This is a genomic window from Colwellia sp. BRX8-7, assembly GCF_014077275.1.
Lineage (GTDB): Bacteria > Pseudomonadota > Gammaproteobacteria > Enterobacterales > Alteromonadaceae > Colwellia_A.
In genome coordinates this window covers 46,627-70,382 of the sequence record NZ_JACGVP010000010.1, presented here as the reverse complement: position 1 = coordinate 70,382, position 23,756 = coordinate 46,627, and the positions used below count along the sequence as shown (strand labels likewise).

General features: G+C 36.7%; 16 protein-coding genes. 6 read left to right on the top strand and 10 right to left on the bottom strand.

All coding sequences use genetic code 11. The features are described 5' to 3' along the window. Positions 1-60 precede the first annotated feature (60 nt). From H4J57_RS11230 to trmJ, 4 genes are all read right to left on the bottom strand, one after another. Entirely contained in the window at positions 61-1,275 is a 1,215-nt protein-coding gene (locus H4J57_RS11230) for an IscS subfamily cysteine desulfurase (protein WP_070376087.1), read from the bottom strand. 32 nt (positions 1,276-1,307) lie between these two features. Beyond that, a complete protein-coding gene (gene iscR, locus H4J57_RS11225; RefSeq protein WP_070376086.1) occupies positions 1,308-1,820 on the bottom strand; it encodes a Fe-S cluster assembly transcriptional regulator IscR in 513 nt (170 codons plus the stop codon). A gap of 172 nt (positions 1,821-1,992) precedes the next feature. After that, entirely contained in the window at positions 1,993-2,799 is an 807-nt protein-coding gene (gene cysE, locus H4J57_RS11220; protein WP_182215031.1) for a serine O-acetyltransferase, read from the bottom strand. A gap of 115 nt (positions 2,800-2,914) precedes the next feature. Then, positions 2,915-3,721, bottom strand: coding sequence for a tRNA (cytosine(32)/uridine(32)-2'-O)-methyltransferase TrmJ (gene trmJ / locus H4J57_RS11215; RefSeq protein WP_182215033.1), 807 nt, complete (start codon positions 3,719-3,721; stop codon positions 2,915-2,917). A gap of 351 nt (positions 3,722-4,072) precedes the next feature. Between trmJ and suhB the strand changes: the two genes are divergently transcribed. Further along, positions 4,073-4,876: an inositol-1-monophosphatase gene (gene suhB / locus H4J57_RS11210; protein WP_070376083.1), complete on the top strand. Its 804-nt coding sequence runs from the start codon at positions 4,073-4,075 to the stop codon at positions 4,874-4,876. A gap of 170 nt (positions 4,877-5,046) precedes the next feature. After that, positions 5,047-7,914: a pitrilysin family protein gene (locus H4J57_RS11205; RefSeq protein WP_182242960.1), complete on the top strand. Its 2,868-nt coding sequence runs from the start codon at positions 5,047-5,049 to the stop codon at positions 7,912-7,914. A gap of 95 nt (positions 7,915-8,009) precedes the next feature. On the opposite strand, the gene H4J57_RS11200 is transcribed toward H4J57_RS11205, so the two are convergent. Genes H4J57_RS11200 through prmB form a run of 3 tightly spaced genes read right to left on the bottom strand, consistent with a single transcriptional unit; the run spans position 8,010 to position 11,292 of the window. Continuing rightward, on the bottom strand, positions 8,010-9,173 hold the full coding sequence (locus tag H4J57_RS11200) for an MFS transporter (RefSeq protein ID WP_182242958.1): 1,164 nt from the start codon (positions 9,171-9,173) through the stop codon (positions 8,010-8,012). 29 nt (positions 9,174-9,202) lie between these two features. Further along, positions 9,203-10,294, bottom strand: coding sequence for a chorismate synthase (gene aroC, locus H4J57_RS11195; protein ID WP_182242956.1), 1,092 nt, complete (start codon positions 10,292-10,294; stop codon positions 9,203-9,205). A 53-nt stretch (positions 10,295-10,347) separates the two neighbouring features. After that, on the bottom strand, positions 10,348-11,292 hold the full coding sequence (prmB, locus tag H4J57_RS11190; protein ID WP_070376081.1) for a 50S ribosomal protein L3 N(5)-glutamine methyltransferase: 945 nt from the start codon (positions 11,290-11,292) through the stop codon (positions 10,348-10,350). Positions 11,293-11,574: 282 nt separating this feature from the next. Here prmB and smrB point away from each other — a divergent pair, with 282 nt between their 5' ends. Beyond that, on the top strand, positions 11,575-12,132 hold the full coding sequence (gene smrB / locus H4J57_RS11185) for an endonuclease SmrB (RefSeq protein ID WP_182242954.1): 558 nt from the start codon (positions 11,575-11,577) through the stop codon (positions 12,130-12,132). Positions 12,133-12,140: 8 nt separating this feature from the next. Here smrB and sixA read toward each other — a convergent pair whose 3' ends face one another. Continuing rightward, a complete protein-coding gene (gene sixA, locus H4J57_RS11180) occupies positions 12,141-12,614 on the bottom strand; it encodes a phosphohistidine phosphatase SixA (RefSeq protein ID WP_182242952.1) in 474 nt (157 codons plus the stop codon). 218 nt (positions 12,615-12,832) lie between these two features. On the opposite strand from sixA, the gene H4J57_RS11175 reads away from it, so the two are divergent. The 3 genes from H4J57_RS11175 to H4J57_RS11165 all read left to right on the top strand — a co-directional run bounded on the left by H4J57_RS11175 (position 12,833) and on the right by H4J57_RS11165 (position 20,991). Beyond that, positions 12,833-15,616 (top strand): insulinase family protein, encoded by a 2,784-nt coding sequence (locus tag H4J57_RS11175; protein WP_182242950.1) that lies wholly within the window; start codon positions 12,833-12,835, stop codon positions 15,614-15,616. Between the two features lie 258 nt (positions 15,617-15,874). Continuing rightward, complete coding sequence (locus tag H4J57_RS11170; RefSeq protein ID WP_182242948.1) at positions 15,875-20,458, top strand: EAL domain-containing protein; 4,584 nt, start codon at positions 15,875-15,877, stop codon at positions 20,456-20,458. A 188-nt stretch (positions 20,459-20,646) separates the two neighbouring features. Beyond that, positions 20,647-20,991: a DUF4097 family beta strand repeat-containing protein gene (locus tag H4J57_RS11165; RefSeq protein ID WP_182242946.1), complete on the top strand. Its 345-nt coding sequence runs from the start codon at positions 20,647-20,649 to the stop codon at positions 20,989-20,991. Between the two features lie 227 nt (positions 20,992-21,218). On the opposite strand, the gene H4J57_RS11160 is transcribed toward H4J57_RS11165, so the two are convergent. After that, a complete protein-coding gene (locus tag H4J57_RS11160) occupies positions 21,219-21,419 on the bottom strand; it encodes a hypothetical protein (RefSeq protein WP_182215051.1) in 201 nt (66 codons plus the stop codon). Positions 21,420-21,592: 173 nt separating this feature from the next. Continuing rightward, a complete protein-coding gene (fadJ, locus tag H4J57_RS11155) occupies positions 21,593-23,734 on the bottom strand; it encodes a fatty acid oxidation complex subunit alpha FadJ (RefSeq protein WP_259366849.1) in 2,142 nt (713 codons plus the stop codon). Positions 23,735-23,756: the final 22 nt, after the last annotated feature.

Genomic DNA, 23,756 nt, shown 5'->3' with positions numbered 1-23,756 from the left:
CCTAATAACGATGAACGAAACAAAATGCCCGCTCATCAGTAAAATTTTTAGTGGGGATGCTTAGTGAGCAGCCCATTCAATTGAGTCTAGATCAATACCGTCTTGGAACATTTCCCAAAGTGGTGACATATCACGTAAATGCCCAATTGATTTTTGAATAAGTGTAATCGCGTAGTCTACTTCTTCAGTCGTGGTAAAACGGCCAAAGCTAAAACGAATTGAACTATGTGCCATTTCGTCATTTAAACCTAAAGCACGTAGAACATACGAAGGCTCTAAACTAGCTGAAGTACATGCAGAGCCAGAAGAAACCGCTAAATCTTTAAGCGCCATAATCAAAGACTCACCTTCAACAAAATTAAAACTTACGTTTAAGTTACCCGGATAGCGATTATCAAAATCTCCGTTAACAAAAACTTGTTCCATGGTGTTCAAGCCAGCCCATAAACGATCGCGCATTTCAGTTACGTGAGCGATGTCTTGAGTAATTTCTTCTTTGGCAATGCGACAAGCTTCACCTAAACCAACGATTTGATGCGTTGGTAATGTTCCACTACGCATACCGCGTTCGTGTCCGCCGCCATGCATTTGAGCTTCAAGACGAATACGAGGCTTACGACGCACATACATAGCGCCCATACCTTTTGGACCATAGAATTTATGTGCTGAAATTGACATTAAATCAATTTTCAACTTTTCCATGTCTACTTCGATTTTGCCAACACTTTGTGCGCCATCAACATGGAAAACAATTTTACGTGCACGACACATTTCGCCGATTGCAGCAACATCTTGAATAACACCAATTTCGTTATTAACATGCATGATGCTAACTAATACAGTGTCATCACGCATAGCTGCTGCTAATTTATCAAGGTCAATCAAGCCATTGCTCTCAGGATCTAAATAAGTCACCTCAAAGCCTTGGCGCTCTAGTTCGCGACAAGTATCTAAAACAGCCTTATGCTCTGTTTTACAAGTGATAACGTGCTTACCTTTTTTACGATAAAAGTTGGCAGCGCCTTTAATGGCTAAGTTATTTGACTCGGTAGCTCCTGAGGTAAAAACAATCTCACGAGGGTCGGCATTAAGAAGCTCTGCGACTTGATTTCGTGCAATATCAACCGCTTCTTCAGCTTGCCAGCCAAATTTGTGTGAACGAGATGCAGGGTTACCGTAAAAACCGTCAGTAGTCATATACTGCATCATTTTTTCTGCAACACGTTTATCTACAGGTGTTGTAGCTGAGTAATCAAAATAAATAGGAAGCTTCATTCGCTAACGTTCTCCAGTTTGACAACACGCATTTAGTGCATGTCGTGCATAATATTCTTGGTTTTAATTAATGTTTCTAATGACGGCATAACTTTGTTTGCTCGCGCATGCGCTTTGTCTTGTCGTCTAGACACTAATTTCACATTGCGTTGCTCGACAAGTTCGGCCAACGTTATGTTTTTTAAAAAATCTTCGATTCGGTCACTTAAACCTTCCCACAATGTATGGGTTAAGCATTCGTCACCGTTTTGGCAATTACCTTTACCGTCACATCTCGTCGCTTTAATAGATTCATCAACAGCATTGATAACATCAGCAATCGAAATTTTTGCAGAACACATCCCTAAGCGATAACCTCCGCCAGGACCTCTAATACTATTTACTAAGCCATATTTTCTTAAGCGAGAGAATAGTTGTTCTAAATATGACAACGAGATCCCCTGTCGCTCTGAAATATCGGCTAAAGGTACGGGTCCAGTTACTGCATGTATTGCTACATCTAACATAGCAGTTACGGCGTAACGCCCTTTTGAAGTCAGTTTCATTGTGTGCCCCTATCGAATCGTTAGCAATTCTACATAACCTTATAAAATAGTCAACTAAATACCCGACTGTTTTACTCAAGTATTCTACACCTGTTGTAAAAATAAGCAATTAATAGCTAATACCTTAGTTTGATAGGGATCAAACATCGGGTAACTCATCAATTATTTTCTATTAAATTTCGGGATCAAATGACTCCACACGTTTTTCTCGACGTTTAGCTGCCGCTATTTCATCGTCAATAAATTCGCCAACTCGAAGTTCAGGTAGATCCTCTTGACACACTTCACCACCAAGATGATTGACTTCTTTACATAAGTCAGCGACTTTTTTATCCATTAAGTGCATATGATCAAGGACTCGCCCAATAGCTTTAGCGACAGGATCAGGATTATCCGCAGATACCGCATAGGCGTCGAAACCAAACTTTTTAGCCACTTGGTCACGTTGTTCTTTTTCTGACTGGCTTTTTTCATTAACAATACGTGCCGGAATACCAACAGCTGTTGCATTAGCAGGCACATCTTTCACCACCACAGAGTTTGAGCCAACTTTACCGCCTTTACCGATAGTAATGGGGCCAAGGACTTGAGCTCCTGCACCGATAACCACGTTGTCTTCTAATGTTGGATGACGTTTACCGGCATTCCAGCTTGTACCTCCTAGAGTAACACCGTGATACAAGGTAACATCGTTGCCAATCTCAGCGGTTTCACCAATAACAATCCCCATGCCATGGTCAATAAAAAAGCGACGTCCAAGTGTTGCTCCTGGATGAATTTCAACACCGGTTAACCAACGTGAAAATGTTGATAAGCTACGCGCAAGTAAATACCAGTTATTTTTCCACAACTTATGGCTCAAGCGATGGATCCAAATGGCATGCATACCAGGATAATTGGTGAGAACTTCTAGCGTATTTCGAGCGGCGGGATCTCTATCAAAGACACTTTTAATATCTTCTCTGATACGGCTGAACATATTTCTATCCTTCTATATATTGGTTAAGGCAAGTACCAATATATACCCGTTATCGGTCAAAATGCAGAATTTAGAAGGCACTTTGCATCGAAACGGGTACGATTGCTTACTTTTATTATTCTTTGTTTGCTTCTTTATCATTAGCTTTAGCGGCTCTTTGCACTGAAGCTAAGATTCCACGCATCATTTTGACTTCTTTAACATCGGGACGGGCACGATTAAATAAGCGGCGTAACTTAGTCATCACTAGGCCTGGATGACTCGGTGTTATAAAGCCGGTTTCTTTTAAAGCATCTTCAAAATGTTGATAAAAGCGCTCAGTTTCGTCCATGATCGGATACTCGTCTTCATCAAGCGTCTTTTTGGGTAAATTTTTACTTAAATTTTCGCCTTTTGTTTGAAATGCTTTTTGTTGATCAATTAAAAAACTGGTCCGCACTTCATAACTTAAGGTTTGAACCGCCATCGCTAAGTTCAATGAACTGTAATCAGGATTGGCTGGGATCTGCACATGAAAATGACAAAGTTGTAATTCGTCGTTAGTTAAACCACTGCTTTCACGACCAAAAACTAAAGCAACTGGAAAGTTATAGGCTTCTTCGACAAGTTTTTCTCCACAGCCTCTTGGCTCCAACATTGGCCAAGGTAAAGTACGAGAACGTGCGCTGGTGCCAACAACTAAACCACAATCACTAATAGCTTCCGCTAAAGTAGCAACTACCTTGGCATTTTTTAATACATCAGTAGCCCCTGCTGCTAAAGCTTGTGCTTGACCATTTGGCATTTCAATAGGATCAACTAATATAAGTTCACTTAACCCCATTGTTTTCATAGCGCGTGCGGCTGAACCAATATTACGACAATCGGAAGTATTAACTAATACAATCCGAACATTACTTAAAAGTGATGATTGCTCTGACATTATCTTAAATTACTCAATTTATAGTTAATTTATAAAATAAATTATACCTGCTGGTATTAACTATCTAGATGGCTAAAATTAACAATAATATTATCATAGAACATTAACCTTGTGCTGAGAAAAAATCATCAAATTTATTGAAAATGGTTAGTGCGAAAAATTATGTGTTAGTTATTAAACATCTATGAAATTTTTTCTCTGATATTTTATATAAAAAACAATGTCGCTAATTACTGATAACTTTGCTATAATTTTCGCGCTTGAAAATCCGCTCGGCGGCAAGCCTCGTTCTTTATAAAAGTTGTTATACTGTTTAATTCTATTTACAAATATGTAAAAGGTAGTCTCTATATGCATCCTATGCTTAATATTGGTATTCGCGCTGCGCGTAACGCAGGTAAAGTTATTGTTCGTGCCATCGAACAGTTAGATAAAGTTGAAGTTCAAGCAAAAGGGACAAATGATTTTGTCACTAGTGCTGACCTAAGCGCTGAAGAAGCCATTATTGAAACATTAAAAAAATCATACCCTAACCATACAATTATTGGTGAAGAATGTGGTGTGATTAAAGGAAAAGATGACGACTTCCAGTGGGTTATTGATCCAATAAACGGTACAACGAACTTTATTAAAGGCATTCCACATTTTTCAGTGTCTATTGCTTTGAAAGTCAAAGGTAAATTAGATCAAGCCATCATCTTTGATCCTTCTCGCGGTGAACTTTTTACTGCTAGTCGTGGTAAAGGCGCACAACTCAATGGCTTTCGTATTCGCGTAAAACAACATAAAGAACTCTCTGGTGCAATTGTTGCCACAGGTTTCCCATTTAAGCACAAGCAACACAGCAACGCTTACTTAGAAATGTTTAAAACATTATTTACTAAATCATCAGATCTTCGCAGCTCGGGCTCTCCAGCTTTAGATTTAGCTTATGTCGCTGCCGGACGTGTTGATGGATATTTCCAAATTGGTTTAAAACCTTGGGAATCTGCTGCTGGTGAATTATTAATTATTGAAGCCGGTGGTTTAGTCACTGATTTCGTTGGCGATCACAACCATACTGTTTCAGGTAATATTGTTGCTGCTTGTCCTCGTTTATTAAAAACTATTCTAAAAGATATCCGCCCTCACTTAGGTGAAGCGTTAAATAAATAGTCACAGTTTACATAAACAGATTTGAAAGAAGCGCTTACGGCGCTTTTTTTATACCTTGGTAATATTTATTAACATTAAATTTACTTTATATCGTTACTTTTATTGGTGTTTGGATAAATAAAAGGCACAATATCAGCAATATTATTAATCATTAAAATAAGGTTTCACTCATGAAGTGGGCAGCGCTAAGCTTTTCATTATTAACCGTTCTTGCGAACACTGGCTGTAATACAGCAGAAAAATCAATTAACTCAGTAACAATCAGCCAACAATCTGATCAGACGAATGTGGTTGATAGCGCTATAAATATTGAATATAGCAAGTTCGTCTTAGCTAACGGTTTAGAAGTTGTATTTCATATAGACCGTTCAGACCCAGTTGTTGCTGTTGCATTAACGGCACATGTTGGATCAGCTCGTGAAACACAAGGACGAACAGGCTTTGCTCATTTATTTGAACATTTGCTCTTTCTCGAGTCTGAAAACCTGGGTAAAGGTGGATTAGACAAAATGAGTGCCCGTATTGGCGGCTCAGGTGCAAACGGCTCGACTAGCCGCGATAGAACAAATTATTATCAAACTGTCCCCAATGACGCTTTAGAAAAAATGATCTGGGCTGAAGCTGACAAACTAGGTTTTTTTATCAATACGGTGACCGAAGAAGTACTCGCCAAAGAAAAACAAGTGGTTAAAAATGAAAAAAGACAAAGTTATGACAACCGCCCTTATGGTCATACACAGTATGTTATTGATAAAAATCTTTATCCAGAGAGTCACCCTTACAACTGGCAAGTGATTGGTTCATTATCTGATTTACAAAACTCAACACTTCAAGATGTTAAAGATTTCTTTAAAAGCTGGTATGTCCCCAATAATGTTACCTTGGTTATTGCCGGTGACTTTGATGAAGCACAAGCAAAAGCTTGGGTACATAAGTATTTTGATGAGATTAAGGCGGGTAATGAAATATCGCCCCTCGCCAAGCAAGCTGCAAATCTAACAACAACCAAGAAAATTTATCATGAAGATAATTTTGCTAAGTTACCCGAACTCAGCCTAACTTGGCCAACAGTCCCACAATATCACTCAGACAGTTACGCATTAAATGTTTTAGTTGAATTGCTCAGTGATGGTAAGAAAGCCTTACTCAATAAAAAGCTAATTGATGAATTAACCTTAACCTCTCGAGTAACCATGTATCACTACCAATCAGAGTTGGCAGGCCAATTAATGGTAAAGGTACGAGGCTTTGAGAACACTGACTTAAACCAGATTGACCAAGCAATTAGTCAAGCACTTAGCGAGTTTGAAAAAAAAGGTTTTAGTGATGAAGATCTTGCTACGATTAAGGCAGGTCAAGAAACAGCCTTCTATCGTGGGCTTTCAAGTGTATTAGGTAAGGGCTTTAAATTAGCACAATATAATATTTTCACTCAGGATCCTGGTTTTATTAACCAAGAAGCTAAAAATATTTTAGCCGTCAACAAAGCAGATGTTTTACGTGTTTATCATCAATATATTAAAGACAAAAGTTTTGTTGCCACCAGTTTTGTACCGAAAGGCCAAAAAGACTTAGCATTAGAAAACTCTATAAAAGCACAAATTATTGAAGAAAAAATTGTCGCTAATGCAGAGCAAAGTTTTGATGCTGGCCAGCAATCACGTTATGTAAATACGCCTTCAAGTTTCGATCGAGCGAGTGAACCTAAATATGGTGAAGCCCCAACACTATCGGTACCTACCGTTTGGCAAAGTCAGTTAAGCAATGGGCTACATTTTTACGGGATAAAAAATAGCGAAGTCCCTTTAGTACAGCTTGAGATAACGGTTGCTGGTGGCTTATTATTTGATGATATACAAAAAGTCGGTGTCGCCAACTTAGTCGCTGAAATGATGAATAAAGGGACCAAGTATAAAAGCCCTCAACAACTAGAAGAAGCGATTAATAAACTTGGCGCTACCATTAGTATTTATGCAACTCAAGAATCAATAAAGCTATCAGCCAGTACTTTAGCAAGAAACTATCAAGCAACTGTCGACTTGATCACAGAGATGCTCTTAGCGCCTCGTTGGGATGAAAAAGAGTTTACTCTCACCAAGCAAGATATTATTAGTCAAATAATACAACAGCAAACCAACCCCAACCAATTGGCTAATAACCAAATGAATAAATTACTTTATGGTAAAACTCATATTTTATCGAATAACTTATTAGGGACATTATTGTCTGTTGAGGAAATCACCTTAGCTGATTTAAAAATATTTTATCAAACAAAACTGTCGCCAAATTTAACGGATATTCATATTGTTGGCGATATCGATGAAACAAGCGTATTAACGGCTTTTAAAAAATTAGAAAATAATTGGCTTAATACTAAAGCTGTTTTGCCTAAGATGTTACCAGCAGCGCTACCCACAACATCAACCCTATATTTTTATGATGTACCCGATGCTAAGCAATCGCAGTTGAGAATTGGCTTCCCAGCCTTAAATGCTATGCATAAAGATTTCTATAGTGCTCAAGTGATGAATTATATTCTAGGCGGCGGTAGTTTCGCTTCAAAACTCACCCAAGAATTACGTGAAGGAAAAGGTTATACCTACGGCGTGCGTTCAAGTTTTAGCGGCAGTAAATCAAGTGGCGAGTTTATCGTTAGCAGTGGTGTGCGCACCAATGTCACATTAGAGGCTACAGCATTAATAAAATCGCTGGTAGAAAATTATCAAACTGATTTTACTGACCAAGATTTAGCAACTACTCAAAGCTATTATTTAAAGAGTAATGCGAGAAAATTCGAAACATATAACGCTAAACTGACCATGTTAGAAAATATTAGCCAGTACAACTTGCCAATAAACTATGTATTAGCACGAGCAAAATCAGTTGAAAGCTTAACTTTGGCTAACGTCAAGTCTTTAGCCAATCAACATTTACACCATCAACAAATGATTTACTTAGTGGTAGGTGATGCAAAATCGCAACTACCACGTCTAAAAGCATTAGGTTTAGGAGAACCTATTCTTCTAAATGCTAATTAATTAAGAAAGATGAATGTCAGCCTAGTGATTAAACACTAGGCTGAAAAATATATTGAGTATAAAAAGATATAAAAGGATGAGAACGCGGATAAGTCTTAGCCACTGACATTAACTTGTTGCCTATCTTGCATGAATAACACTAACACAAAGCCAATAAATGCTGCAGATGCCGCTAGGTTATAGGCAAGTTCACTGCCTTGCCCTCCTTGCCAAACGATACCAGCAATATAAGCGCCAATCGCGCCACCTAGACCATAAACACCACCGATATAAATAGCTTGGCCACGATTTTGTTGGTCGTGATTAAAATGTTGATGGATAAATTGGATAGAAACACTATGGTACAAACCAAAACTCAGCGCATGTATGCACTGTACTAAAACAAGTACCCAAATGACATCGGCAAAACTACCCGTCATAAACCAACGTAACGAGGTGAGTAATATACTGATGGCCAGCAAGGTTTTTAGTCGGAAGTATCGAAAGAATATACTCGCATAGATAAAAATAAGAATTTCAGCCAATACCGAGATGGTAATGAAGATACCAACCGCAAATCCCGGATAAGCGAGCTCACGAAGGTAAAGCGCAAAAAAACCATAATAAGGACCAAAACTCATTTGTAACATCAGGCCAGCAAGAAAAAAGAATATAAATGAGCGACTGAATATTTTATCGCTGATTTTTTCGATTTGCTGCACAGGATTTTTAGTCTTTTTTGCAGGGTGGAGTTTCATGCTTGAAAGAAATAGTCCCGCCAGCACAATGACACCTAAATAAGTAAAAGCATCTGCGGAATATCGTTCAATTAAATCCCCGGCTATCACAGCCAAGAAAATAAAACCGACACTGCCCCATAAGCGTATACGCGCATAAATTTTAGCACTACGTCTAATGGAATTAAGAGTAAGCACCTCAAGCTGAGGTAAAACAGCGGTCCAGAACAAGCTAAAAATCGCTAAACAAAAAACAACAGGCCAATAACCATTTAGCCAAAAAAGTAATGAAAAACTCAATAATGCCAACAAGGCACCGCTGCGAATAATGGTTAATTGTTTACCTGATTTATCGGCGGCAAAAGCCCAAAAGGTTGGACCGATGATTTTAGTGGCTGTAATAATAGCCAAAATTTCACCTATTTCAATTGAGCTGAAGCTTTTGGCATCAAGAAAAACAGGTAGAAAAGGAATGATCAAGCCTAAGATAGCAAAATACCAAAAGTAACTCGAAGACAGTCTGACGAACTTAACTGATGTCATCACTTTTGGTATTTAATAATAAAGACGACTTAAGCTTCTATATCAGGTGTTGCACAAACGACATCAGCATTTTGTCCACGATGACGTAAAAAATGATCCATCAAGGTTAGTGCTAACATAGCTTCAGCAATAGGAACCGCACGAATACCCACACAAGGGTCGTGGCGACCTTTAGTCACTAAGTCTGTCGCTTTACCATCTAAATCAATGGTTTTACCACTAACACCAATACTTGAAGTTGGTTTCATCGCAATATTTGCAACAATACTTTGTCCTGATGAAATTCCGCCTAAAATGCCTCCACTGTGGTTACTTGCAAAACCCTCAGGCGTTAACTCATCGCGGTGCTCAGAGCCTCTTTGATTGACGACAGCAAAACCATCACCAATCTCAACACCTTTAACAGCATTTATGCCCATAAGCGCATGAGCGATATCTGCGTCCATTCGATCAAAGATAGGTTCACCTAAACCAACAGGAACGTTAGTGGCTCGCACCATAATTTTAGCGCCAATAGAATCCTTTTCACGAATAATACCACGCAATAATTCGTCTAAGGCTTCAAGTTTAGTTTCGTCAGGAAAGAAAAATGGATTGTTTTCTACAATATCCCAATCAATATTAGTTGCGCAAACATCACCTATTTGGGTAACACACCCCTGAATTTCAACATTAAATTTTTCTTTTAAGTACTTTTTAGCTACGGCGCCTGCGGCAACTCGCATAGCGGTTTCACGTGCTGACGATCTTCCGCCGCCACGATAGTCACGAATACCATATTTTTGCCAATAGGTATAATCAGCATGACCTGGACGAAAGCTTTGCGCGATATTTCCATAATCTTTTGAACGTTGATCGGTATTTTCAATTAACAGCCCAATAGGCGTTCCTGTGGTTTTGCCTTCAAAAACACCCGACATTATTTTAACCTGATCGGCTTCACGACGTGCCGTAGTATAACGAGAAGTGCCAGGACGACGACGGTCAAGATCATCTTGTAAGTCAGCTTCTGATAAGGCGAGTCCTGGCGGACAACCATCAATAATTGCACCTAAGCCTAAACCATGGCTTTCACCAAATGATGTTACGGTAAATAATTTTCCAAAGGTATTGCCTGACATGAATATATCTTCTCTCTATTATTTGAATACACGATTACGGTAAATAAGCTAAATTACTTTTGTTCAAATGCTTGCGTAAAACTGTTCTGATGGCTTGTTAACTGTTCTTTAGTCAACATAAACACACCATGCCCACCATTTTTAAAGGTTAACCACGTAAAAGGCACCTGTGGATAAACATGCTCAACATGAATTTGAGAGTTACCTACTTCACAAATTAACACACCGTTCTCATTTAAATGACTCGCCGCTTGAGCAAGAATTTCACGAACAATATCTAAGCCATCGACCCCCGAACCTAAGCCCATTTCAGGTTCATGCAAGTATTCTTGCGGTAATGCGTCAACGTCTTCTTGATCAACATAAGGTGGGTTGGTTACGATTAAATCATAACTTAGCCCCTCAACCCCAGAAAAAACGTCAGATTGAATTGGAATAACTTGTTCTGTTAAACCATGATTTTCAATATTAATTTGTGCAACATTTAACGCATCAATTGATAAGTCGAGCGCATCAACCTCGGATTCAGGGAACGCTACCGCACAAGCAATGGCAATACAGCCGCTTCCCGTACATAAATCAAGAATACGTTTAGGTGGATTTTCGGGTGAAAAATTTGGCGAAAAGTGTTGCTCTATTAATTCACCAATAGGGGAGCGTGGTACTAAAACCCGTTCATCAACATAAAAGGGTAAGCCAACAAACTGGGCATGATTGGTTAAATATGCAGCCGGCAGTTGTTCGACGATACGTCGTTCAATTAAGGCCAATACCGCTGATTTTTCAGTTGATGTTAAACGACAATTAAACACTTGTTCATTTAACTCTACTGGCAAGTTTAAAGCGAACATCACTAAAGTTATAGCTTCATGCCACGCATTATTAGTACCGTGACCAAAAAAAAGCTCGGCTTGATTAAATTCACTGGTGGCAAACCGTAGATAATCACCTATGGTAAACAGTTCATCCTTAATCGGTGAAAAATCAACTTCGTTCACATTTACTCTCTTTATTTAACAAGTTTTATAAGGGGTACTATAACAATTAAATTAATTCATGGTGCAAATTTAAATGAAGATAAATTTTCAAGAACAAGACGATTGATTGACTAATAGCTGGCTATTGGGATTAAAAGCAACGCTGTTTTTGGATATTTAGAGCATTAACATTGATCATTGAGTTAATTTACTGGGTATTATAACCTTTTGCTTGTTATTGCCCACAGATGTTTTTAGAATTTGAATTGTTTTCCCTCTTAAAGTAAGAATGTAGTTTCCAAGATGAAATTTAAAGACGCATTGACACCCGATGAGAAAGATTTATTTATGCAGGCTATTGGTAAAGTAAAGCCAATTGTGCAAGATAAAATTGCGCCTATAAAAAAGCAAAGCCAAAATCAATCTTTACATCTTGGAAAAAACAAAGCAGATGCGAAGAAAAAACAACATGCTGAGTTCTACTTTTCTGATGAGTTTGAACCAAATCTGAATCAGCAAGGGCCGATGAAATATGTGCGTGAAGATGTTGACAGCTTTGAGGCTAAAAATTTAAGACGCGGTCAGTACGCACCCGATTTAATTTTAGATTTACATGGTTTAGATCAGAAAAAAGCCAAGTTAGAAATTGCCGCGCTAATGTTTGCTTGTAAAAAAGAACATGCGAAGTGTGTCTGTATTGTACATGGCTTAGGTTCACAGGTACTAAAGAATAAAGTCCCACATTGGCTAGTACAGCACCCTGACGTAATGGCTTTTCATCAAGCACCACTTGAGTGGGGTGGTAATGGCGCATTATTGGTTTTAGTTGAACTTAATGATCGCTTCGCTGATATTATCTAACCAGAGCACTAAAGACTGTTGGGTGTCGTATGCGAAACTAACCGCCCTTTCGCGGTACTTATATCATAATCAATAACCGCAATAGAGGCGGTTTCAAATAACGGCGCATGTTGACCACAGGTAAACTCTTCCACTAAATAACAGACCAAAGGCATATGTGAAACAATAAGTACATTTGCCTGGGCATTATCGATGAAAGTGACATCAATATAATTATGCATTTGTTGAGCTGAGTCTTCTGGCGTTATAAATTCAAGCGTGGTTAGAGTTGTTGTTGTTGCTAAGATGTTTTTTACAATTTTTGCGGTTTGTTGAGCGCGAACATAAGGGCTAACAAAAATAGCATCAAAGTGCTCTTTTTGATGGACCAATTTCTTTGCCATCACTTCAGCTTCACGTTGACCAACGGCAGTTAATTCACGACCTTTATCAGAAGGAGCCATTGCTTGAGCTTGACCATGTCGCATTACAAATATTCGCATAAATTTTCCAAATAACATCATTTTTTCAAATCGATGGCATTTTAGCGCTTATTTCAGTCTATAGTATAGATAATTAATAGATAAATTAAGAATACAATAGACTCTAGTTGGTGCTTCAGGTAATTTAACTAGATAATTAAAATAATCTTAGAAACAAACGCTTACCTTTCCAGTGTTCGTCACAAATGAGGTTGCTGCAGTGTTTGCCGGAGCCGATATTGAAACAAAGCCCAAATGACAACAAGCAATATAAAACCTTAACATTAGCTAATGGCTTGCGTGTTCTATTAGTTCACAACGAACAAACCAATAAATCAGCTGCAGCATTGGCAGTAAATATTGGCCACTTTAGTGACCCCAGCAACCGTGAAGGTTTAGCCCATTTTCTAGAACACATGCTATTTTTAGGCACTAAGTCTTATCCAGACGGCAGTGAATATCAAAAATATATTAGTCAACATGGCGGCAGTAATAATGCATGGACAGCAACTGAGCACACCTGTTTTTTCTTTGATATCCAACATCAACATTTTACTTTCGCTTTAGATCGTTTTAGCCAATTCTTTATCAGTCCGTTACTCTCACAAGAGTTTGTTGAAAAAGAACGCCAGAATGTTGATGCTGAATTTAAACTTAAACTTAAAGACGATATTCGTCGTCTATACGATGTTCACAAAGAGACTATTAATCAAGCCCATCCTTTTTCAAAATTCTCGGTTGGTTCAATTGATACACTAGCCGATAGAAAAGAAAGTGACCTAACAACCGAAATACGTGATTTTTTTCAACAGCATTATCGTGCCAACATAATGACACTTGTATTAGAGGGCCCACAGTCACTTGATGAGTTATCACAATTAGCAAAGAATAAATTTACCGATATAAAAGCCGCAACCTCAAGCCCCAAAATAATAGATATACCGCTTTATTTACCTGAACACCAACAAATAAAAATTAATGTAAAACCGGTAAAGAATGACAGGCAACTTATTGTTAGTTTTGCAATGCCCAGCATTGATCCCTACTACCGTAACAAACCAGAATCTATTTTGACCTATTTACTGGGTCATGAGGGTAAAGGCAGTATACTGTCTTATCTTAAAAAACAGCGTTGGGCACTTAGCTTAACCGCTGGTTCAGGAGTAAATGGTTCAAACTTTAAAGATTTCAATTTAAGTATTTCGCTTACTGAATTAGGTGAGCAACATATTAACGAAATCATTAGCAGTATTTTTTCTTACCTAAATTTAATGAAGAGCAAACCTGTTGATGAGTTTTATTATCAAGAAAAGCAGGCAATCGCTAATTTAGCGTTCAAGCACCAAGAAAAACTAAAACCATTAGATTCTGTTTGTCAGTTAGTTATTAACATGCAGCATTACGGATCCGAAGATTATATTTACGGTGACTACATAATGGATGGTATGCAACAACAAGAAATCAATGTCTTGTTGGGCTATTTATCAGCAAGTAATATGCGCATTATTCATATTAGTGCGCAAAATGAATTTGATAAAAATAGTTTTTGGTACCAAGTTCCTTTCAGTATTGAAAAAATAACTCAACTGCAAATTAACACTTGGGAAAATGAAGCATTAACAGCTAATTTTTCTTTGCCGCTAAGTAATCCTTATATTGTCGAAGAGCCCAAAATATATCCGTGTCAACCTGTTGCTAAGCAGGGTAATAAAACCCCCAAATTAATTGAAAAAATTGATGGTTTATCTGTATGGTTTAAACAAGACAGTACTTTTATTGTCCCCAAGGGCTATATTTACATAGGTATTGATGCCCCCCTAACGATAAAAGACAGCAAACATATTGCAATGACACGGTTATTTGTTGATTTGTATAGCGATGCTGTTATTGAACAGCATTATGATGCTGAATTAGCTGGAATTCATTACCATTTATTTTCGCACCAAGGTGGTATTACTCTACAACTATCAGGGGTTAGTACTAAACAAGACAAGTTACTCGAACAGTTATTGATAAGTCTAGTCACTGAGAATTTCATTGAAGAAAAGTTTGAGTTATTTAAAAAACAATTAATTAACCACTGGCATAACGCGCAAACCAGTAAATCTATTTCGCAATTATTTTCGATTCTTAGCTCAACAATGCAACCTAAAAACCCAACAAGTAGTTCACTCGCTAACGCGCTAGAAAATACTTCTTTCGAAGAGTTTGTCGCCTTTAGAAAACACTTGTTTGATGAGATAACTATTGAGGCGTTAATGCATGGCAACTGGTTACCTGAACATGCATTGAAATTTAGTGAACAATTAAAAGCAGCATTTAGTCATCATTATTCAGATAAGTATGCCGTTAATGTACCTGTTCTTGATATTGAAGACCAAGGTGACATTCACCTTCCTTTGCATTTACCAGAACATGATCATGCTGCCGTGGTGTATTACCCGTTCGTAGGAAAAGATTTAACAACAATAGCGATAACGATGATCGCCAGCCAAATATTGTCACCCCTATTTTTTCAAGAAATGCGCACTGAAAAACAATTTGGTTATCTGGTAGGAGTTGGCTTCATTCCTATTAATCGTTATCCTGGTATCGCTTTCTATATACAGTCACCGCACGTTGACGCTATTGTTTTAGTAAAAGAAATAAACGAGTTTATTAATAGAGCACAGGACAATTTAACACTGTTATCTGAGCAAGATTGGCAACATATTCAACAAGGTTTGGCGAGTCAATTACAAGAAAAAGACTCAAGTTTACGAATAAAGAGCCAACGATTTTGGGCCGCTATTTGTAATAAAGAAACGAATTTCGATGAGAAACAACAATTGATCAACGTTATTTTATCATTGACGATTGATGATATTAGTCGCTTCTTTACTCAACAACTTTTATTTAACAACAATACCGACAGGATAACCTTAGCAAGTTACCAAGAAAACATTGCAGAAAATGATGAGAAAACATTGCAGCACAATGAAAGTATTGAAAAAAAATTAAAAAATTGTCAAAGAAAATACTAAACCTGCCGATAAAATATTAGGGCTAATGATATTAACTTATCCGAGTATCTAATTCATATAAGGGTAAATAAGTTGACTTAGCTCTAGCCATGATTTTTAATGTGGCTTGATGCAATATAAATAACAAAAATAATAAAATTGCTTGCTTAATTTATACCGTTCAAACGGTCAAATAATTCATTATAAATATTTTCTTCTATTTTATATTATGAGTGGTGTAAATAAGCCTAATTGAAGCTTCTATCCAAGGTTGTATTTGTGCTTAATTTTTTTCCAAAAACTCATTTTATAAAATCCCAACAGTTCTTCCGCATTTTATGCTTACTCACTCTCACATTAATATTTGGTATCCAAAGTGCTTTGGCTGAACAAACAACAACAGAAAATCTCATTGCAGAAAACACCTCACTATCCAGCCAAGCCGCTTTAAAATTCAAGCATTTATTAACCACTGAGGGCTTAAGCCAAAACAACGTCTTTGATATTGCTCAAGATCTCGATGGTTTTATATGGATAGCGACAGAAGATGGCCTCAATAGATATGATGGAAAAAACTTCGTACATTATCGTAAAAATTTAGAAAACCCCAATTCGATTGCCAATAACTTTATCCGTAAAGTATTTATTGATAAAGATGGGGTGCTATGGGTTGGTACCCAGAAAGGTTTAAGTAAATATAATGTACTACTTGATAATTTTGAGAATTATTATCATCAAGAAGGTAATAATGAGTCATTAAAAGACGATAAGGTTTGGGATATCTATCAAGATAAAAAAGGAACTATTTGGATATCTACAACAAATGGTATTCAAAAGTACGTTGATGGAGGAAAATTTTCACATATAACCGTTCATGGGCTTAATAATAATATCAAAGAAATAAAAACCATGTATCAAGATGATAATGGTAATTATTGGTTCGGTAGTTATGACAAGGGGATATATTTAGTAAATCTAGATCGCAACTACTCCGGTTCCCTTCAAAAAACAAACAACAAATGGCATATAACCATTGAGGCTAATTCATTATTTGATATAAAGGAAATCAATAAAGAATATTGGTTAGCGACCGATCTCGGCGTTTATGTAATAGATAAAAACTATAATTTAGTTAGTCGCTATAATGTAGATCATCCGGTAAATAAAATTGTTTCAAATAAGGTTCGAAGTATTGTTCAGTTAAACGAAAATACAGTTTGGTTTGGAACCGAAAATGGCTTAAATACAGTTGATTTACGCACAGGTGAAATTAGTTTTCATCAACACTCAATGAATACCTCGAAATCATTAAAAGAAACAATTTTTACAATTACCAAAGACCGTTCTAATAACCTGTGGATAGGAACAAAAGGTAAGGGAATTAGTTTTTTTGTAGAGGATAGTAAATATTTTCAGCATTATATTTCAGGAAATAGCGAACCTTCAATAGTTTCATTTACAGAAACTCAAGATGAAAAACTTTGGTATTATTCTGATAATACGGGATTAAATTATATAGATGATAAACATAAAACAGTCTCTAAAATTAAATTATCAAATGAATATATAGTTCAAATCCAAGCTGACAGTAATAATAACATCTGGTTGGATACCTTTTCAGAAAAACTTTTTTTATACGATATTGAAAGCAATAAAACAAAAAAAATAGATAGTTGGGACAACGCTAAATACGATAGGAGTTACGCATTTCAAGTACACAATAACTACATCTGGTTTATCGACAAGGAAGGACTATTAACTAATTTCCATATTGAGACTCACAAATTTTCTAGAATCAAATATAAAGATAGTGGCCAATTTAAAGCTATTCATATTGATAAAAAAAATACTTTATGGACACTAACTACTAACAATAAATTAATTTCTTTAGATCTATCATCAAAAGAATTTTCATACAAGACAGTCGCAAACATTGAAGATTTACCAGCTATAGAAGTTACCAATATTAAAGTTTCAAATAATTGGGTATGGTTAAGCTCTGAACAAGGTATTTCACTATATGATAAAAATAAAAAGTCGTCTATTCACTTTAATAAAAGTAATGGGTTAGAAAACAATTTAATATATTCAGTGGAACTAGATACACAGGATAATGCTTGGCTATCAACAAATGGAGCAATTAGTGTTATCTCACCAATTAGTAAAACGATTAAAAACTTTAGTAAAGACCTTCATTTATTAGATAATGAATTTATCTGGAATTCATCAATAATAACATCTAATCAAGATATATATTTTGGTGGAAATAATGGTTTCCATAAAATATTTCCAACTAAAATATTAGAAATAGATCAAGAGTTAAATAAACCTATTTTTATTGATTTATTCATAGCAAACAAAAAAATCAATATAGAAAGTAAGCAAAGTCGTTTATCTAATAGCTACACTTTACCCAGTAAGTTAAGCCAATTAACAAAACTCACTCTTGAACATAAACAATCCCCATTTAGCCTTGAATTTATTTCTCCAAATTCCAAACACATAAATCAATTGTCCTATCGCTATCGCTTATTAAATTTAGAAAAAAAATGGATTTATGCAGGAAAAAACAACCATAGAGCAACTTACACTAACCTTAGTGCAGGTGACTATATCTTTGAAGTTGAAGCCTATGATTTGCTAGATACCGTTCCAAGTAAAAAGAGTACCTTAAATATCCATATACTGGCTCCTTGGTGGTTATCAAAAGGTGCCATTAGTATTTATGCCTTACTTATCTTATTAGTCATTGCTTATTTTGTTCAGCAAATACGCCATAAGCGTTTATTTCACTTACAAATTCAAAAAAGTGAAGAACGTTTGAAACTTTCCTTATGGGGAAGTGGCGATGAGATGTGGGATTGGAATATAGTAACGGGAAAAATTTATCGTTCAAATATTTGGGGGATTTTAGAATTTCCGCAAGATGGTAAACGCAACGTAGGTGCAGATAAGACTAACATTAATGAACACGATATTGCGCGTGTTCGTGACGCGATAAATGACCATTTTGATAACGATACTGACCATTTTGAAGCAACCTATCGCGTTAAAAATAAAGATGATAAATGGATATGGGTGCTTGACCGTGGGAAAATAGTTGAACGCGATGAAAAAGGCACCCCAACCCGTATGACAGGTACTTTAAAAGATATAAGTCGCATAAAAAAAGCTGACGAACGTTTAAAGTTATTTGCCAAGTGTATTGAAAATATTTCTGATGCGGTTGTTATATACGATCGTGCTTTTAATATTGTTGATGTCAATAAATCTTACCAACGCATCACACAAAAAACGCGTAAAGAGATGCTTGGTATAACGTTAGATTTTGCCCAATACCCAAAAAGTTTCACCAAAGATGTAAAAAAGCACTTAATAACCAAAGGCAGTTGGCACGATGAAATCGAAAGTAAACGTGATAATGGCGAAGAGTATTTAACCGACCTAAATATCGATGTAATACTTGATGAGAATAAAAGTATTTCTCATTTTGTTGGTGTATTTTCTGATATAACTAAACGCAAAGAAACCGAAGCTGAACTGCGTAAATTGGCTAATAGCGATACCTTAACGGGTCTTCCTAATCGTTCATATTTTCAAGCTAATCAAACTCTGCTAGTTAATAAAAAAGCCCCTCATGCTCTACTGGTTTTTGATTTAGATAATTTTAAAAAGATTAATGACTCTATGGGACACGAAGTAGGAGACGTACTTCTATGTCAGGTAGCAAAGAGAATGCAAGCTGTTGGCAGAAAGCAAGATACGGTTTACCGCTTAGGTGGTGACGAATTTAGTATTATTATTGAAAACACCAACGATATTCATACGATCACCAGTATTGCTAAAGATGTGCTAACGACCATTGCCCAGCCGCTAAAACTGAGAAATCAAGAAGTAGTTCTTTTTAGTAGCTTAGGTATTGTACTTTATCCTGAAGATGGTATATCACCGCAAGAGCTACTGAAAAACGCAGATACAGCCATGTATCATGCTAAAAACAATGGTGGTAATAAGTATCAGTTCTTTAGTGATTCGATGAATAAGGCAGCAGTTAAGCGCTTACAAGTTGAAAGCTTAATACGCCATGGTTTAAAAGAAGATTCCTTCTCAGTCTTCTATCAACCTAAGATTGAAATTTCTACCGGTAAAGTGGCCGGTATGGAAGCCTTAGTGCGTTTCGAAACCCCTAAAAAAGGCATCATTAGCCCAATAACTTTTATCCCTATTTCGGAAGAAACAGGCCAAATAATTGACATTGGCGAAGTGGTTTTAAGAAAGTCATGTTTTGCAACTAAAAAATGGGTTGATGCCGGGCTATTTAGTGGTCGGGTAGCGGTCAATTTATCAGCGGTGCAATTTACCCAGCCTAATTTGGTTGGCATGATTGCTGACATTCTCAAAGAAAGTCAATTACCGGCTAAGTACCTTGAATTAGAAATAACGGAAGGTACCGTTATGGACTCTCCCCAAAAAGCCATTGATATTATGTTGCAAATTCGAGCTATGGGTATTCACTTGTCGTTAGATGATTTTGGTACTGGCTACTCATCGCTCGCTTATTTAAAGAAGTTTCCGCTTAATACCTTAAAAATAGATAAAGCTTTTGTTGATGATATTGAAGAGTCTGAGCAAGGACGTAACATGGTTGCTACTATAGTGACAATTGCGCACAACTTAGGCATGCAAGTAGTCGCAGAGGGAGTTGAGACCAATCAACAGCTCAACTTCCTATCTGGTTTACGCTGTGAGCAATTACAGGGGTATTTATATAGTAAACCCTTACCAGAAAATCACTTTCAGAAATATCTCCTCTCGCACCAAATAACTAACAAATCGACTGATTTTGGCAAAACGTCACGTTAATGTCACTTTGTAAATAAAGTGACTAAACAACGGCACTACCTTTGACAAAGTTTTGACAAAGTTTTGACAAAAATACGATCTCACTACCCCTCCCCTCTAAAAGCCTTATTAAGTAAGGCTCTTAATTCTTGGCACACTCTATGCTTTAACATTCATGAAATTAATAAAAACTAATGAAGGAAATATGAATGCTTAGCTCACTTATTTTATCAATGACAATGTCAGTTTCACCATTACCTGTTATAGAAACCAACTCATTAAATATGATTGAAACAGGGCGTAACCTTAATGGTGTTCGCATCAATAATTCAACATCAGATGTTGAATTAACAGGTCGTAATCTTAATGGTGTTCGCATCAATAATTCAACATCAGATGTTGAATTAACAGGTCGTAATCTTAATGGTGTTCGCATCAATAATTCAAAATCGGATGTTGAATTAACAGGTCGTAATCTTAATGGTGTTCGCATCAATGATTCAAGATCTGATGTGGAATTAACAGGTCGTAATTTAAATGGCGTTCGTATCTAGGGGTCCAAGATGATCAACTTATTTAAAGCTCTATTTGTAACAACTAAAGCAAACCCTATTGCTGCTAGCATTGAAATTAAAGAGATGCCAGCTAGTAAGTGGTGGACGTAATAATCATTGAACCACTATTTACAATGGTTAGTTTGAAGAAAGACACTGTTTGCTACAAGGAATGTAGCTGTCTTATTTTATCTAGAGTGATAAAGAAAAATTAATTTTAAAAACTTCTAAGCTTTTAAAATTAGTGTATTAAAGCCAAACATCTTATTCATTTTCATCCGTTTCTTCATACAGAACATTGGCCAAATAAAAGGCCCAAAAACTAATCCTGCACATGCCCAGCGCTTCAAACCTAAACCACTACGTAATGCCTGGCAGTAAAAGAACATCGAACAAACAACACTGACAACCGCTAAAAATAACAACATAATATTTACCGCTAAACTGACTAAAAGAATGGCTAAAACTTTATAGGCGAAATATAACTAATTTAGAGTATTTATTCAACTTATTTTAAAGGGTAAAAAGCATAAAAAAAAGAGGCATTAAATTGCCTCTTTTTCGTTAAATTGCCACCGAGGTGGCATAACATTGCCTGTTACTAATAATATTTATTACCTGTTTCAGCCATGGTAATTAATGCCTGGCAAGGCTTGAAGCGTTCGCCTAGTTCACTGCTCCACAGGTTCAACTTATTAACAATTACCTCTGCACCTAGCGTATCGATATAATGGAATGGTCCACCTAAAAATGGTGGGAATCCGATACCGAAGATAGCGCCAATATCACCGTCTCTAGCATTACGAATAATACCTTCATCTAAACACCTAGCAGCCTCATTCAACATCATAAAAACACAACGCTGGACAAGTTCATCATTTGTTTTTTGATCTTTAATGATGATATTTAATAATGGATAGACAGATTCATCAACAAGTTTTTTGGTGACTTTTTTGCCGTTTTTATCTTTATAGAGGTAAAAACCTTTCTGCACTTTTTTACCTAAACGTTTATCGGCAATAAGTTTATTAAATGCCTCTGGTGCAGCAAATCGCTCGCCTAACTCAGCTTGTAAAATAGGACCAATTTTAGCGCCTATATCAATACCGACTTCATCTAATAATTGTATGGGTCCGACAGGAAAGCCAAACTTAACCAGTGCTTTATCTAACTTACCAATCGATTCGCCTTCGAGTAATAATAAGGCGGCTTCATTCATGTAAGGCGCTAGTATACGATTAACATAGAAACCCGCTTTGTCTTTAACAACTATCGGCGTTTTACCTTGTTTTTTAGCAAAAGCAACTGTCGTTGAAATAGTTTGATCAGACGTTTTTGAATGTGCAATAATTTCAGCTAACGGCATTTTATCTACCGGAGAAAAATAATGCAGTCCAATGACATTTTCAGGGCGCAAAGCTTTTGCTGCTATTTGTCCGATAGGTAAACTTGAGGTATTACTCGCAAAAATAGTGTCTTCAGCACAAATACTTTCCATGTCATCAACCATTTTTTGCTTTAATGACAAGTCTTCAAAAACAGCTTCGATGACCATATCAACATTTTTAAAACCGCTATAATCAACACAACCCGTAATTTTAGCCAATTGCTTTTGCATTTCACTTTTCAACATAAAGCGACGTTTAACTTTTTTGTTGAGTATGTCATAACCATATTTCATCGCATGACTAATACCTTGCGGCGCAATATCTTTAATACGTACATCAACATTCGCTTTAGTTGCACTGACAAAAGCAATACCACCGCCCATTAAGCCGCCACCTAAAACACCAATTTGGCTAATCGGCTTAGCATTAACACCTTCGATGCCCTGCTCTTTTTTCATGTCGGTAGTAGCAAAAAAGATTTGTCTTAATTGAGCTGATTCTGGTGACATAACAAGTTCACCAAAATGATCAGCTTCAGTTTGGTAACCACTGACCGATGATTTTTCGATACCACTGCGTACACTATCAATAATTTTGAGGGGTGAAGGATAATTGCCTTTGGTTTTAGCCAATACAGATTTAGTCGCCTGATTGAAAATTATTTTACGGCCAACCGCATTACCTTCAAGTGCCTTATCTAAAACACTAATTTTGCGTTGACTCTTTTTAATCTTACTTGCTTTACCTTGTGCCGCTAGCACTAAGTTTTCAGCAGCAGAAATTAAAATACTGTTTGGCACAACATCAACAACCAAGCCCATCTTCAAGGCTTGTTTCGCGCGTAATTGTTTACCTGTTAGCATCATATCTAATGCTTTTTGAATACCAACCAATTTTGGTAAACGCTGCGTACCACCGCTCCCCGGTAATAGGCCTAACTGTACTTCAGGTAAACCCAAGGCTGTTTTGCCATTATCACTACAAATACGAGCATGACACGCCATAGCAAGTTCAAGTCCGCCGCCTAGGCAAGCACCATTAATAGCAGCAACAACAGGAATTGAGAGGTTTTCAATTTGATCAAAAATCATTTGCCCATTGCGAGAAAGAGCCGTTGCTTCACTCGCACTTTGACAGCTCGCCAGCATATTAATATCTGCGCCAGCAACAAAAGAATCTTTTTTGCCACTGATTAAGACAACACCTTTAATCGTATTGTCATTACGTATTTCTTTTAATACCGTATCAATTTCTTCAGAAAACTCAGCTTTCAAGGTATTCATGGATTCGCCAATCACGTCCATCACTAAATGAGCAATACCATTGTCTTGGCGAATTAATGTAAACGTACTCATATTGTTACTCTCTTGTTTAAGC

Excerpts from the sequence above, each read along its gene's own strand:
- H4J57_RS11230 (WP_070376087.1), bottom strand. The coding sequence starts at position 1,275 with ATGAAGCTTCCTATTTATTTTGATTACTCAGCTACAACACCTGTAGAT.
- iscR (WP_070376086.1), bottom strand. The coding sequence starts at position 1,820 with ATGAAACTGACTTCAAAAGGGCGTTACGCCGTAACTGCTATGTTAGAT.
- cysE (WP_182215031.1), bottom strand. The coding sequence starts at position 2,799 with ATGTTCAGCCGTATCAGAGAAGATATTAAAAGTGTCTTTGATAGAGAT.
- trmJ (WP_182215033.1), bottom strand. The coding sequence starts at position 3,721 with ATGTCAGAGCAATCATCACTTTTAAGTAATGTTCGGATTGTATTAGTT.
- suhB (WP_070376083.1), top strand. The coding sequence starts at position 4,073 with ATGCATCCTATGCTTAATATTGGTATTCGCGCTGCGCGTAACGCAGGT.
- H4J57_RS11205 (WP_182242960.1), top strand. The coding sequence starts at position 5,047 with ATGAAGTGGGCAGCGCTAAGCTTTTCATTATTAACCGTTCTTGCGAAC.
- H4J57_RS11200 (WP_182242958.1), bottom strand. The coding sequence starts at position 9,173 with ATGACATCAGTTAAGTTCGTCAGACTGTCTTCGAGTTACTTTTGGTAT.
- aroC (WP_182242956.1), bottom strand. The coding sequence starts at position 10,294 with ATGTCAGGCAATACCTTTGGAAAATTATTTACCGTAACATCATTTGGT.
- smrB (WP_182242954.1), top strand. The coding sequence starts at position 11,575 with ATGAAATTTAAAGACGCATTGACACCCGATGAGAAAGATTTATTTATG.
- sixA (WP_182242952.1), bottom strand. The coding sequence starts at position 12,614 with ATGCGAATATTTGTAATGCGACATGGTCAAGCTCAAGCAATGGCTCCT.
- H4J57_RS11165 (WP_182242946.1), top strand. The coding sequence starts at position 20,647 with ATGCTTAGCTCACTTATTTTATCAATGACAATGTCAGTTTCACCATTA.
- H4J57_RS11160 (WP_182215051.1), bottom strand. The coding sequence starts at position 21,419 with ATGTTGTTATTTTTAGCGGTTGTCAGTGTTGTTTGTTCGATGTTCTTT.
- fadJ (WP_259366849.1), bottom strand. The coding sequence starts at position 23,734 with ATGAGTACGTTTACATTAATTCGCCAAGACAATGGTATTGCTCATTTA.